Below are 14,749 nucleotides of genomic sequence, written 5' to 3'. Positions count from 1 at the left end.
CGAGAAGTCGGGGATCTGAATCCTCTTTACAAAATATTATCGAGAAATTGTTTTGCCCGATCGCATTTTGGATTTGAGAAAAACAGTTCCGGGGGAGAATCTTCGGCTAGTTTTCCTTGATCTAAGAATAAAATGCGATCGGCAACTTCTTTGGCAAAACCCATTTCGTGAGTTACAACTGCCATTGTCATGCCAGTTTTTGCTAAGTCTTGCATTACATCTAAAACTTCTTTCACCATTTCTGGATCGAGAGCAGATGTAGGTTCATCAAATAACATGATATCGGGTTTCATTGCTAGGGAACGTGCGATCGCCACCCGTTGTTTTTGTCCTCCCGAAAGTTGAGAAGGATAAGCATTTGCCTTAGCTTCTAAACCCACCTTTTTTAACAAATCCATTCCCACTTTTCGCGCTTCTTCCTCAGAAACGTGCTTCACCTTTAACGGTGCATACATGATATTTTTAATCACCGTCATGTGAGGGAAAAGATTAAAGTGTTGAAACACCATCCCGACATTTTGCCGCACTTTCATAATGTCGGTTCTTGGCGAAGTTATTTCCTTGCCATCAATAAAAACCCTGCCGGAAGTTGGTGTTTCCAGTAAATTCATGCACCGCAAAAAGGTAGATTTTCCCGATCCAGAAGGACCGATTAATGCCACTACTTGCCCTTTATTGATTTCGGTAGAAATCCCTTGCAAAACGTTGAGAGAACCGAAAGATTTATACAGATCTTCAACCTTAATTGCCAAACCTGTTTCCTTGTTTGCTGCCGCAGCATCTTTTTTAAGCGCTACGTTGTAATCGTCGTTCAAGTTTAGAACCTCCCCATGTTAAAAGCATTACCAAAACGTAATAAATTAAACCAGCCACTAACAGTGGTTCAAAATAGATATATTTTTCTGCACCCACAATTTGAGCCCGACGTAGCACATCCACCACACCAATTGTTGATACCAATGATGAATCTTTTAAAAGAGCGATACTTTCATTTACCAAGGAAGGTAAAATATTTTTCACTGCCTGGGGTAGGATAATATCTTTCATCATTGGTTGATAAGGCACTCCTAAAGATAGAGCCGCTTCTCTTTGTCCTTTATCAACTGCGAGAATCCCTCCTCTTATTGTCTCAGAAATATAAGCACCTGAGTTGAGAGTGAAGGTAATTACACCCGCCAACAATGCTGGTATATCGTAACCAGTTAATTGCGGCGTTGCATAATATACTAATGCGATTTGTAGCAGCAATGGTGTACCTCTGAATACAGAAGTATAACCTTTAGCAAACAAATTCAAAGGTTTGATTGTAGAAATCTTAAACAATGCCAGAACAATTCCCCAGAGAAATCCGAAGAATGCAGAAATTAGGGTAAATTGTAATGTGACTATTATTCCTTGAGCGATGAAAGGAATACTAGCCCAAGCTGTTTCAAAACTTGATGGTTTTTTCTGTTCTTCAGCTGCTTGATTTCCGCCTTGGTTTTCAAACCATTTTTTGACTAGTGCATCAATTTCTCCATTTTGTTTCATCTGCTGGAGAACTTTGTTAAATGGTTGCACTAATGGCGAACCTTTGGGAAATGCGATCGCCGATCCCGCTTCTTCCGAACTATTAGGAATAGTCGTAAATTCCAAATCAGGATTATTAGCAATAAATCCCTTGGCAATGGTATCTTCAATGATTGCCGCAACAATGCGATTCGATTTAATCTCTTGAATCAGATCGCCTGTTTTATTCAAAGCAACTATCTTTGCACCTTTGATTTTTTCCTTGGCAAATTTCTCTTGTGTTGAACCCAATTGTACACCGACTTTTTTGCCAGCTAAAGACGCAATTGTTGTCAGATTCGAGCCTTTTTTAGAAACGATCGTGTTTTTTGCTTCGTAGTAAATAGTAGAAAAATCGACATTTTTCAGTCGTTCGGGAGTGGGAGTCATCCCTGCCATTGCAAAATTAGCCCTTCCTGATTGTAAAGCTGGAATAATTCCGCTAAAATCTGTATCTCTAATTTCCAGTTCGTAGCCTAATTCTCTGGTGATATATTTGGCAATATCAACATCAAAACCAATGATTTCACCTCCAGCGCCACCACCCGTTTTTCTAAATTCATAAGGTGGATAGTCTGCGGAAGTCACCATAATTAATTTCCGCCCAGTATTTGGAGCATTTTGGGGATTTGGGGGATTTTGGGCGACTGCGATATTGCTAGGAGTTGCTGCGGTAGCTACATCATTGTTGGCTTGATAACTGCTAAGTTTTTCGCCATCATTCCCAAACCATTTTGTTATCAATTTTTGTAATTCTCCGTTTTGTTTCATTTCCCGGAGAACTTGATTAAAAGAGTTAACTAATGGTGAATTTTTGGGAAATGCGATCGCCGATCCCGCCTCTTCTGAACTAGTAGGAATTGGTTCATAAATCAATTCGGGATTATTAGCAACATATCCCTTGGCAACTGTGTCTTCTAAAATTGCAGCATCCAGGCGTTTTGACTTTAATTCCTGAATGATACTTCCCGGTCTATTTAATGCTACTACTTGGACATCTTTTAGCGATTTAGCCGTTTTTTCTTGAGTCGTTCCTAACTCAACTCCCACTTTTTTACCAGCTAAATCTGCTGGATTTTTCAGGTCACTAGTTTTCTGGGAAACTATGGTATTCTTAGCTTCATAGTAAAGGTCAGAAAAAGCGACATTTTTCTTCCTTTCCGCAGTGGGAGTCATTCCCGACATGGCAAAATCTGCCCTTCCTGACTGCAAAGCGGGAATAATTCCACTAAAATCTACATCCCTAATTTCCAGTTTGTAACCTAATTTTTGAGCGATATATTTGGCAATGTCGATATCAAAACCAACAATTTCGCTGTTTCCGCTATCTGTTTTGCGAAACTGGTAAGGTGGATAGTCGGCTGATGTCACCATGACTAATTTTTTACCAGCATCTTGTGCTGTTACATAGTCACTCCTCAAGTTTCCAACTATCAGAGATATGACTAATGTGGCAATAAATAAAATTGCCATTAACCACTTTTTTCTGAACATGGTTTATGAGTTTCCTCGTTATTTATTCCTAAAAAAAGCCAATTTTTTCAATTTCCGGTTCGATCGGAATTTAATGATATATGGCTTATTATCTGATTTATTGTATTTTTAGTTACAACTTTTTGGAAACCAATCTATCTAAAGATAGATACCAGTTGATTGTAACTAGAATACAAAAGCAGTCCTAATTACGGCGATTACGGCATCAGGATTACGTGCGTCGTGGTTAGGTGCAGTTAGCCACAAAAAGCCGGGAGTAATGGAGATGTAATCATTGAGTTGAATGCGGTAAAATGCTTCAATGTGGTATCCCGTGTCGCGATCGCTTCTCTGCCCTTCTGGTAAACCAATTGCTGCGGCTAAAGCTGCATTACTAGTACTAATTAATTTCGGCTGCATTCCAAACACAATTCCACCATAATTTCCCTTTTTAAGTAAGTCTGGAAAAGCGAAAGTTGCAGCATAATTCAAAACTTCTGCATCCCCTTTTACATCCAAAGCACGCGCTGCTGTATAACCTACCCAGCCGCCTAATTCAAAGCCTTTACTAAAGCGGTAATTAGCTTGAAAACCGTAACTATTGCCCACAACAGGCCCCGCACCAATTACTTTGGCTGCATTGCTACCCGCTAAAGTATCAATACCAAATTCGGGAGAATAGGAATTTAGATAAAGTAAGCCAAACTTTAACCTTTCTCCAAGATAAGTTAACTGTGCCCAAGCACTGTAACCACCATTGAACCAACCTTGTTTATTACCTGGTAAATTGGGAGTTCCACTTTCTCCAAAATAAGCAAAGTCTAAGCTTAAACCTTTAGTAATTAAAACGTTAGCCCCAACTCCTGCTTGATTTCCGATCGGAAAATAAACCGGATTTACTTGACCAAAATTAGTCAAAGCACCAGTAGCAGTGTCAATGAAAGGAATAATTGTATCAGTGACATAAGTGGGATCTGTAGAAGCAGCATCGATAAAGATTTTGATTCTGTCACCAATGGGAAACCGATATTGCAATTGGTTAATTGTTACGTTATTATTCCCAGATAAAGTACTAGGAACAAAACGAGTTTCTCCAGTTTCTCCTGCTGTTTCTGGGGGACCAAAAACTCCCCCATAAATTGCCCCAGTATTAATCAATCTTAAATTAGTCGCTTGCAAACGAGTTCTTAAGCGGTCTTTTCCGGTAAAACTAGTATTAAAATCAATCCTTGTCCGATAACCAAAAGTAGTTTGATTTATGTCATCAGCCCTTTCGCCAAAAGCATCGGAAAGGTAAGTAATAACTTCGACACCGAGTTTAGTAGTTGTGGAAAATTGCTGTGCTTCTACTGTATTTACTCTAGCTTCTAAAGCATCCACACGACCGCGCAAATTACCTAATTCACTGGCAAATTCTTCTTGCAATCTTCGCAAACTGTCTAAATCTTCTTTACTGATTCCTTGAGGTAAAGCGGCGATTAATTCTTGAATTCTATCCAAACAGCTATTTAAACCTGCGGCGAATTCATAGCGAGTCATTGCCCGATTTGGGCGATAAGTTCGGTCTGGATATCCTTCTATACAGCCATATCTTTCCACTAATGATTGTAAAGCTTGAAAAGCCCAATCTGTAGGTTGCACATCTCGTAATTGAGAAACAGATGTTACCTGTTCTGAACTCTGAGAATCTTCCGCTGTTTCTGAAACCGGATTTAACGATTCTGCATATTCAACAATTTGTTCCAGCGAATTAGCATTTTCATTAATTTCTACGCCTAGACAGATGCTAGAAATTAGCCAACCATTAATTAGAAGAGCAATACTTAATGGTAGGGTATTTCCTAAAAGTTTATTCATGATTATCCTCACACCAAAAAATATAGCGTACTCCAGAAACCCGGTTTCTTCAAGAAACCGGGTTTCTGTTTATCTTAGAAAATTTCCAAGCTAATTTGACTTCAATTGTAAAGCCAACATTTTATTTAAATGTTGGCTACGATACAAGTCTTATTGTCCCAGATAAGCTTCTAAAACTTGGGAATTGTTTTGTATTTCTTCGGGAGTACCATTAGCAAGGTTACGTCCTTCAGCTAATACCCAAACCCGATCGCACAAAGACATGATCACATCCATGTTATGCTCAATGATTAAAAAGGTCATGCCTTCGCGATTCCAGGTTAAAATACGATCGCAAATCTGATTAATTAAAGTAGGATTCACCCCCGCCGCAGGTTCATCTAATAAAATTAATTTGGGTTGCGACATTAACGCCCTTCCCATTTCCAAAAGTTTCCGCTGTCCCCCTGATAAAGAACCAGCATAATCATTTGCTTTCTGGGCTAATCCTACTGATTCTAAAATAGCGATCGCCCTTTCTCGCAATTCTTTTTCCTCTTGCTTTACTTCATGGGCGCGAAACCACACATTCCAGAACTTTTCTCCCGTTTGTTTTTGCGCCGCTAACAGCATATTTTCCATTACCGAAAGTCGCGAAAGTACACGCGCCACCTGAAAAGTGCGAATCATTCCCATTTGGGCAATTTGATGAGGTTGTAAACTTTCTACTGGTTCCCCATCAAAAATTACCCGCCCAGAATCAGGGTGAATAAAATTAGAAATTAAATTAAATAAAGTCGTTTTTCCCGCACCATTTGGCCCAATTAATCCAGTAATACTACCTTGACTCACTTCCAAAGTAGCATTTTCCACTGCTTTTAACCCACCAAAACTTTTACTTAAACCATTTGCTGATAACAATAAATTATTACTTGGTTGAATTCGCGGTGGGGCATCTTCTACCTGTTTAAGAATATCTTCTATATCCGTTTCTGGTTCATTCAAAGGTATATTTGAAAGTGAATCTGATGGATTATTTACCAAGGGTTAATTCCTCCTTCTTCCCTAAAATACCTTGCGGTCTAACCATCATCAAAATAATTAGTAAAAAACCAATTACCATAATCCGAAAAGCACCCAAACGGGCATCATCAAAAGGTAATAATCCCGGTAAAACAAACCTGGTTCCTTCAAAATAACCCCAAAAAATTATCGCCCCTAACAAAGTTCCGTAATTATTACCCGCACCGCCTAAAATGATAATTGTCCAAGCATCAAAAGTTATTTGGGGTTGAAAGTTATCTGGGTAAACTGTAGCTAATTGCCAAGCGTAAAAAGCGCCAGCGAATCCAGCGATCGCACCTCCCAACATCAACGATTGTAACTTATACCAAAACACATTTTTTCCCAAAGCTTTTGGTACTTGTTCATCTTCCCGGATTGCCTTTAAAACTCTTCCCCAAGGTGCATTTACTAATCTTTCCCAAGCCCAAAACACTACTGTTAAAACCAACAGTAACACTACCATCAACCCAGTTTTGTAAGTAAAATTATTAGCGTCAATTATGGAGATTAAACCCACAATATAAACAACTAAGCCTAAAATTGCCCCAATAATTCCCATGATTAAAGATGCGATCGGACTAGAACCCCGCATCTTTCCCTGTTGCAATTGTTTTCTCATCCACCGCCACAATTGCCAGCCACCTAACCCAGCAATTCCTGTGAGCACAGCCACCAAAAAAAACTGTAAAAAAGGATTCAAAGTAACATTATTAAATGGTAGAGGAAAACCTTGTAAACCGAACACGCCCGATCGCCATTGACCATTCCCCACAGGCAACTCTTGATTATTCACAATCAAGCGAATCATTTCCGATAAACCAATGGTGACAATTGCCAAATAATCTTCCCGCAATCGTAGGGTTGAAATCCCCACAAACAAACCTAACAACGCAGCCAAAGCCGCACCAACCAAAGCACCAATAAATAGCGGTACTCCCTGTAAACTTAATAATACAGTAGTGTAAGCTCCCACAGCCATGAAAGCCACATGACCAAAGTTAATTAAACCAGTAAAACCCCATTGTAAATTTAGCCCTAAGCCAAATAGAGCATAGATCGATATAAAAATGATTAGCGAAACTAAATAACCGGGAGTAAAATTCATGGGAAGAGGGTTTCTAGAAAACAAGTATCTTACTTTGTTAAGGCATTTTACCCTATAGAGTTCTTAAATGATTCGGAAAATTTCCGCTCGACTGCGACCTGTTCATTAAATCATTGTAAGATTTGCCCAAATTATATAACTAAACTTTCTATCTCCTCTAAACTGTTGGAAGAAAAAGATACTGTTAAACTTTTAGGATGAGAATTGCTATGGATGCAGCGGCGCTCTGGCAACGTTACCAAGACTGGCTTTACTATCACGAAGGGCTAGGATTTTACCTAGATGTGAGTCGGATGGGATTTGATGACAACTTTTTACAAACGTTGCAGCCAAAGTTGGATAAAGCATTTAAAGACCTAGCCGCATTAGAGAATGGTGCGATCGCCAACCCCGACGAAAACCGCATGGTTGGTCACTATTGGCTACGCGATCCAGACAAAGCACCCAGCCTGGAACTCAAACAAGGAATCATCGATACTTTAGAGAAAATCGAAACATTTGTCCACAAAGTTCACGAAGGAGAAATTCGTCCTCCCAAAGCCCCGAAATTTACCGACCTTCTCTCCATTGGCATTGGCGGCTCGGCTTTAGGCCCTGAATTTGTTGCCGAAGCCCTAGCGCCCGATTTTCCCCCGCTGGCGATACATTTTATCGACAATACCGACCCAGCGGGGATCGATCGCATCCTCACCAAAATTAGAGACAGACTCGCCAGCACCTTAGTCTTAGTCATCTCCAAATCAGGAGGTACACCGGAACCGCGCAACGGCATGATTGAAGTGCAAAACGCCTTCGCCGCCCAAGGATTAGACTTTGCCAAACACGCGATCGCCACCACCGGAGTTGGCAGCAACCTCGACAAAACCGCCCATTCCCAAGGTTGGATCGATACCTTCCCGATGGAAGACTGGGTAGGCGGACGCACTTCCGAATTGTCAGCAGTTGGCTTACTCCCCGCAGCATTACAAGGCATCGACATTCGCGCCATGTTAGCAGGTGCCAAAGAAATGGATGCCGCCACCCGCATCCCCGACTTAAAAAATAACCCAGCCGCCTTACTAGCCGTCTCCTGGTACTACGTTGGCAACGGCAAAGGCGAAAAAGACATGGTAATTCTGCCCTACAAAGACAGCTTGCTACTGTTTAGCCGTTACCTACAACAGTTAGTCATGGAATCTTTAGGCAAAGAAAAAGACCTCGACGGCAACATCGTCCATCAAGGCATAGCAGTTTATGGTAACAAAGGCTCAACCGATCAACACGCCTACGTTCAACAGTTACGCGAAGGAGTCGCCAATTTCTTCGCCACTTTCATTGAAGTATTAAAAGACCGCGAAGGTTCATCCCCCGAAATAGATCCCGGAATTACATCAGGAGATTATCTTTCCGGTTTCTTACAAGGAACGCGCAAAGCACTTTACGAAAATAAGCGCCAATCAATCACCGTCACCATTCCCCAAGTCAATCCTTACACAGTCGGAGCCCTAATCGCTCTTTACGAACGCGCCGTCAGTATCTACGGTTTCCTAGTCAACGTTAACGCCTACCATCAACCCGGAGTCGAAGCTGGGAAAAAAGCTGCCGCTGAAATTTTGGATCTGCAAACCAAAGTAGTCCAGTTAATTCAGCAAGAAGGCAAACCCATGTATTTGAGCCAAATTGCCGAAAAATTAGGCGCAACTGAAGATATAGAGGCAATTTATAAGATTGTCCGTCATCTCGCAGCTAACGATCGCGGCATCACCCTACACGGCAACTTAGGCAAACCCAACAGTTTAACCGTTTCCACCACTTAGGGGACTGGGGGCAGAGGGGCAGAGGGGCAGAGGGGCAGAGGGGCAGGGGGGCAGAGGGGCAGGGGGGCAGGGGGGCAGAGGGGCAGAGGGGCAGAGGGGCAGAGGGGCAGAGGGGCAGAGGGGCAGAGGGGCAGAGGGGCAGAGGGGCTCTCGGAGAATTTAAAACTCAAAACTCTCTAACTCTTCCTAACTCAAAACTCAAAACTCAAAACTCAAAACTTCCCCAATCCCCCTATCTTCTTCTCTCCTTGGGAGCTATATAATTAGCTCATATTTGGGAAAAATTAACTTCAATTGAAGCTACTGAGCGATTTTATAATGTTACAAAAAAAAGACACTTCAATAGCTACTTTAGCTTTACTGCTGGCCCTGGCTGTGGTTCCTAAACCCGCGATCGCATCTCAAAAAAACCAGCTTATTTTAGCTCAATCTCCAACTTCTCCTAATACAATTACCCTACCAAAGTCAGTCAAATCTGGCACGAGAGTAAGAATTGATGGCTCTAGTAGTGTAGCTAAATTCAACCAAGCTCTCAAAGAACGTTTTGAAAAAGAATACCCCGGTACAAAAGTAAATGTTGGTTATCGGGGAACAACGGCTGCTTTAAAATCATTACTTAAAGGAAATATAGATATAGCTGCTATTGGTCGTCCTTTAACCGATCATGAAAGATCGCAAGGTTTGGTTGCTGTTGCTCTACCTAGAACTAAAATTGCGGTTATAGTTGGGCCAAAAAATACTTTTAAAGGAAGTCTTACAGACGCTCAATTTGCCAGAATCTTTCGCGGCGAAATTCGCGATTGGTCAAAAGTTGGGGGCAAACGTGGTCGAATTCGCTTGATCGATCGACCCAGAAATAGCGATACTCGTCAAGCTTTACAAAATTACCCAGTTTTCCGCAATCGTCCCTTTCGCTCAGGCTCCAACGCTCTGAGGCTATCACAAGACAGCACCAATGCAGTCATCAATCAATTGGGAACTAATGGCATTGGCTACGCTATTTCTAACCAAGTAGTCGAACGCCCAAATGTGCGGATCGTCTCGATGCACAAAGTTTTACCCAACGATCCCAAGTATCCTTTTTCACAACCAGTTTATTACGTATACAGACGCAAAAACCCGACTCCGGCTGCTTTGGCATTCTTGGGTTTTGCTAGCGCACCCGCAGGTCAACAAGTAGTAAAAGCTGCGACTGGAGTTCCCGTTGCTACCACTGCGCCCTCAGCGATCGCACAAACACCACCACTACCACCCGCACCAAGGCCCACTACCCCAAGCCCAACTCCCGCACCCGTTGCCGAAACACAACCTACAAATACTCGTGGTGGACTTGGTTGGCTGTGGTGGTTGATACCTTTATTAGCTTTGTTAGGAATCCCGATTTGGTGGCTACTGAGAAATCGCCGCACCTCAACAATCGCACCCGGTAGCCAAACACCAACACCACCTTTAGCAGGCGGTACCACTACCGAAGCACCCAGCCAACCTATAGTTCCCCCTGCTACCAGTACTACGGAACAGATCGGAATTCCCCCCACTGCGCCACAAGAAACGATTAACACCACAGAACCACTTTGGGGAGAAGAATTATTACCCACAACAGATACCACTAGCGAAACCGCTACCCCAGCACCAGCTACACCCGATTGGTTAGGAGGTGCTGGTATAGTAGGTGGAGCAGTTTTAGGCGCAGCAGCTGCCATACCAAGAGACTGGGGTAGCAGCATTACCCTAAGAGCAGAAAATAGCCAACAAGTCCTTGCAGCTTGGCAAGTCTCAGAAGCCCACAAGCAAGAAGTGTTAGAACAAGGTGGGAGAGGGCTGGCTATTAGGCTTTATGACATTAGTGACATCGATCAAATCCAAACAGAAGGTTGGCAGATTTTCCAACAGTTTAATGTAGAGGAACAAGCTAACGAGATATTATTGCCGATATTGGTTGGCGATCGCGACTATAACGCAGAAATTGGCTACTTAACAGAAGACGAACGCTGGTTGCCCCTAGCCAAATCTAATCCGATCTACATACCCGCATCTGTACCACCTGTCACGGAAGTTATCCCTCCCGCCCCAGCACCATTAACTCCCACCACACCCGCAGACTGGGGTAGCAGCATCACTTTGACACCAGAACGCAATCAACTCGCCCTTGCAGCTTGGCAAGTATCCCCTAGACACAAACAAGCATTGCAACAACAAGGCGGCAGACAATTAGTATTGCGGCTTCATGATGTCACTGTAGAGACGTTGCCTGCAACGTCTCTACTAGATGAGCAAATACCAGCGAACTTTCCGCAATTTGCTGTAGATGAACAAGCTACTCAAATGTTAGTAGCCATACCGGAAAGTAATCGCGATTATCTCGCAGAAATTGGCTACTTAACTGATGATAATCGCTGGTTATTGTTAGCCAGATCTGCTCGGGTACGCATACTTCCATCCATACCAACCGTTGCCCCAATTGTTGCTACTATTCCTACCCTGACTGTCAGCACAACACCTACTACCAGCAGCATTAACTTGACACCATTTAATAATCATCAAGCTATTGCCGCTTGGCAAATCTCAGAAGAACATAAACAAACACTGCAACAACAAGGCGGTAGGCAGTTAGCATTAAGGATTTATGATGTGACGGAAATCGCTGCCCAACCTGGTACAGAAAATTGGGCAATTTTTCAACAATTTGATCTGGATGAACAAATTAACCAGATGTTAGTGCCGATATTAGTTAGCGATCGCAACTATGCCACAGAAATCGGTTATTTAACAGAAGACGAACGCTGGTTATTATTAGCTAGATCCGCACCAATAACAATTAGTAGCGATACACCGCCCAGCACAGAAATTGACTTAGCCCCCGGAGTCGTCGCCGCACTAGGCTCAACTCCCACTACTAGCACCATTTCCCTAGCACCAGAAACCGCCAACCAAGTAATTGCTAATTGGCAAGTTTCATCTAACCATAAACAAGCACTGCAACAACAGGGCGCAAGACATTTAGTATTGCGCCTTTATGATGTCACCGAAATTGACTTAACTGGGCAAGAACCGCCAATTTTCCAACAATTTGCCGTAGATGAACTGGAAGACCAAAAGTTACTGGAAATACCTGTTGGCGAGCGTAATTACGCCGCAGAAATTGGCTATTTAACAGATGATAATCGCTGGTTATTATTGGCAAGATCGGCACCAATACACATAGTTTCCTCAGTCTCACCAGTAACAGAAATCATCCCGGAAATAGAAGAAGTTCCCCCAGTCTCGCCAGTAGCAGAAATTAGCCCGGAAATAGACGAAGTTCCCTCAGTCTCGCCAGTAGCAGAAATTATCCCGGAAATAGACGAAGTTCCCTCAGTCTCACCAGTAACAGAAGCTATACCGGAAATAGAAGAAGTTCCCCCAGTCTCGCCAGTAGCAGAAATTAGCCCGGAAATAGACGAAGTTCCCTCAGTCTCGCCAGTAGCAGAAATTATCCCGGAAATAGACGAAGTTCCCTCAGTCTCACCAGTAACAGAAGCTATACCGGAAATAGAAGAAGTTCCCCCAGTCTCACCAGTAGCAGAAATTATCCCAGAAATAGACGAAGTTCCCTCAGTCTCACCAGTAAATGAAATTGTCGAAGTTCCGCAACAATTAGATACTACGCTCATAGACCCGAACAGCACGATCGCCCTGACAGTAGAAAATGCTCGTCAAGCCCTTGCTAATTGGCAAGTTTCCGATCGGCATAAACAAGCGTTGCAGCAACAAGGTGGCAGACAATTAGCACTCAGACTTTATGATGTGACCGAAATTGATTTGAGTCAGGACAACCCGCAAATTTTCCAACAATTTTCTATAGACGAACAAGTTAACCAAACATTACTGCCCATACCACTCATTGACCGAGATTATGTGGCAGAAATTGGCTATCTGACTGATGATGAAAATTGGTTAATGGCAGCTAGATCGATACCATTGAGAATTGTCTCTGATGTTTTGCTTTTCACAGAAATTGATTTAGGTAATTTAGGTGCTGTCATTACCGAAGTAAGTGATATCCCGTCAATTGTTGATGATAGCAACCGCACTCAGTCCGAAATAGAAGCCGCTAAATTTAATCTGGGATTAGAAGAATTCACCCCAGAAGTCTTAGCCGCAGTAGACGAAGGACTTCCTGACTTACCATCTGGCTATGATGAAAGTCGCATCGTTTTAATGCCTCGCGATCCTCAATGGGCTTACACTTATTGGGATATCCCTAAACGACATAAAGAAGAATTGCGGCAACAGGGCGGTTCTAAATTAGCTTTGCGATTCTATGATGTCACTGATGTAGATATGGATTACCAAAATCCTCACAGTGTACAGGAATTTGAGTGCGATGAAATGGGGCGGCAATGGTATTTGCCTGTTCCGGTGAGCGATCGCGACTACATCGTAGAAATCGGCTACCTTACTAATGATGGTCGCTGGCTAATGTTAGCTAGATCGAACTCCATCCACGTCCCTCCCCTTTATCCCTCCACTTGGTCAAATGACCAATTCATCACCGTTCGTTGGGAAGAAGAACTAGAAAACAAACAATTTGTAGATTTAGGTTCTCCCACTCCAGAAGCAACTACCACAGCAGGTAACGGCTTCTCTGACTCCTTTTTTGGCGCGATGCCAATTCCAAATTTAGCAGCACAAACAGTTAGCTCTTATATTTTCCCTTCTGGCATCGGTCAATGGGCATCAGGAGTCGGTTTTGCCTCGGAAGTACCAGAACGTTCCCGTCAATTTTGGTTAATGGCAGATGCAGAACTAGTAGTTTATGGTGCAACAGAACCCGATGCAGTAATTACGATCGGAGGTCGTCCGATTAAAGCAAATTCAGACGGCACTTTCCGCTTTCAGCTATCCTTCCAAGATGGGATGCTTGATTTTCCGATCGAAGCTTTTGCACCCGACGGCGAACAAACTCGTTCCATTCACCTACAATTCAACCGCGAAACTCCCCTGCGGAATACCAATACTAAAGAGGAAGCACAGGAGGAGTAAAGCAGAGGGGCAGAGGGGCAGAGGGGCAGAGGGGCAGGGGAGATGCGGGGATGGGGGGATGAGGAGATGGGGAAAGTTTATTAACTCAAAACTTTCTCACTCCCCCCACCTCCCTACCTCCCCACCTCCCCACCTCTTTCTCCCAGTCCCCTCAATCTTCAATCAAACTGGGGCAAGTTAACACAAAGACATCTCTGGTGCCGATGGCTTCGGTTACGGGTTTGATGGGGGTGGTGTAGTGGAAGAATTCGCGATCGTTCACTAGTAGTAATTCACCCGGATTTAAAACTTGTTTGAAAACTGGGTCTTGCCTGCGAGTTTTATATAAATGAGTTTCGCCGCCCTGAACGTTTTCTCTATCTACTGCGAAAATCCCAATTAAATCAGTGCCATCTCTATGAATGCCTTCTGGTGCTGGGTTGCCGAAATTATCTGGGGAACAAGTAGTGCGAATTTGATGCACTCCTACTTCTAAGGCGACTGAGTTTAATTTGCAAAAATCGCTGAAGGCAAATAACAGTTTTTTAAATTCAACTAATTCGATTAACCGATCGTCTAATTCAGCATATTCTCGTTTCACATCGCCTACTAACGGGTTGTAATTTTTACTTTGAAATAAATGACCATGAGGTAGTTTTACTACTTCATCAGAGGAGACTTTAAACCGCGACAATCTTCTTTGGCGGTATTTACCTTTAATGTAAGGATCTACAGGCAGATCGTTAAAGAATGGTTTGAAATCTTCTAAACGGATGCGCTCGACTCTTTGCAATGTAAACATCATTGCATATTGCAATTCCGTAGAACCTAATAACGTTTGCATAGTAATTTCCCTTGCTATGATTGATCCCCTAATATTTTTCGGGGCTTTTTCTTTTCATTATAAAAGCTGCTTAAAAAA

General features: G+C 42.8%; 7 protein-coding genes and 3 pseudogenes. 3 read left to right on the top strand and 7 right to left on the bottom strand.

Annotated features, from left to right (window positions below; genetic code table 11):
• Positions 1–26: 26 nt before the first annotated feature.
• From ACE1CI_RS24880 to ACE1CI_RS24855, 6 genes and pseudogenes are all read right to left on the bottom strand, one after another.
• Entirely contained in the window at positions 27–752 is a 726-nt protein-coding gene (locus ACE1CI_RS24880) for an amino acid ABC transporter ATP-binding protein (protein WP_413266453.1), read from the bottom strand.
• A gap of 34 nt (positions 753–786) precedes the next feature.
• Positions 787–2,202: an ABC transporter substrate-binding protein/permease gene (locus tag ACE1CI_RS24875; protein WP_459564118.1), complete on the bottom strand. Its 1,416-nt coding sequence runs from the start codon at positions 2,200–2,202 to the stop codon at positions 787–789.
• 366 nt (positions 2,203–2,568) lie between these two features.
• Positions 2,569–2,922, bottom strand: a pseudogene (locus ACE1CI_RS24870) (transporter substrate-binding domain-containing protein); the annotation flags it as partial.
• Between the two features lie 285 nt (positions 2,923–3,207).
• Entirely contained in the window at positions 3,208–4,878 is a 1,671-nt protein-coding gene (locus ACE1CI_RS24865) for an iron uptake porin (RefSeq protein ID WP_496615791.1), read from the bottom strand.
• A gap of 150 nt (positions 4,879–5,028) precedes the next feature.
• Positions 5,029–5,799 carry an ABC transporter ATP-binding protein gene (locus ACE1CI_RS24860; RefSeq protein WP_459564119.1) on the bottom strand — a complete coding sequence of 257 codons (771 nt, stop codon included), beginning with the start codon at positions 5,797–5,799 and terminating at the stop codon, positions 5,029–5,031.
• Positions 5,800–5,890: 91 nt separating this feature from the next.
• Positions 5,891–7,027, bottom strand: coding sequence for a branched-chain amino acid ABC transporter permease (locus tag ACE1CI_RS24855; RefSeq protein ID WP_413266399.1), 1,137 nt, complete (start codon positions 7,025–7,027; stop codon positions 5,891–5,893).
• A gap of 209 nt (positions 7,028–7,236) precedes the next feature.
• Here ACE1CI_RS24855 and ACE1CI_RS24850 point away from each other — a divergent pair, with 209 nt between their 5' ends.
• The 3 genes and pseudogenes from ACE1CI_RS24850 to ACE1CI_RS24840 all read left to right on the top strand — a co-directional run.
• A complete protein-coding gene (locus ACE1CI_RS24850; RefSeq protein WP_413266454.1) occupies positions 7,237–8,823 on the top strand; it encodes a glucose-6-phosphate isomerase in 1,587 nt (528 codons plus the stop codon).
• A gap of 318 nt (positions 8,824–9,141) precedes the next feature.
• A pseudogene (locus tag ACE1CI_RS24845) lies at positions 9,142–12,786 on the top strand (DUF4912 domain-containing protein); the annotation flags it as partial.
• 99 nt (positions 12,787–12,885) lie between these two features.
• Positions 12,886–13,848 (top strand): annotated as a pseudogene (locus ACE1CI_RS24840) (DUF4912 domain-containing protein); the annotation flags it as partial.
• Positions 13,849–13,999: 151 nt separating this feature from the next.
• Here the strand turns inward: ACE1CI_RS24840 and ACE1CI_RS24835 are convergent.
• Positions 14,000–14,671: a 2OG-Fe dioxygenase family protein gene (locus ACE1CI_RS24835; protein ID WP_413266401.1), complete on the bottom strand. Its 672-nt coding sequence runs from the start codon at positions 14,669–14,671 to the stop codon at positions 14,000–14,002.
• Positions 14,672–14,749 lie beyond the last annotated feature (78 nt).

Source organism: Floridaenema flaviceps BLCC-F50, from assembly GCF_041929275.2.
GTDB classification, from domain to species: domain Bacteria; phylum Cyanobacteriota; class Cyanobacteriia; order Cyanobacteriales; family Aerosakkonemataceae; genus Floridanema; species Floridanema flaviceps.
Note: the sequence above shows the minus strand (reverse complement) of the source record. Positions and strands in the feature narration are given on the sequence as shown.

What these genes read in the sequence shown, in the direction of transcription:
- ACE1CI_RS24850 (WP_413266454.1), top strand. Translation starts at nt 7,237, where the DNA reads ATGGATGCAGCGGCGCTCTGGCAACGTTACCAAGACTGGCTTTACTAT.
- ACE1CI_RS24835 (WP_413266401.1), bottom strand. Translation starts at nt 14,671, where the DNA reads ATGCAAACGTTATTAGGTTCTACGGAATTGCAATATGCAATGATGTTT.
- ACE1CI_RS24855 (WP_413266399.1), bottom strand. Translation starts at nt 7,027, where the DNA reads ATGAATTTTACTCCCGGTTATTTAGTTTCGCTAATCATTTTTATATCG.
- ACE1CI_RS24865 (WP_496615791.1), bottom strand. Translation starts at nt 4,878, where the DNA reads ATGAATAAACTTTTAGGAAATACCCTACCATTAAGTATTGCTCTTCTA.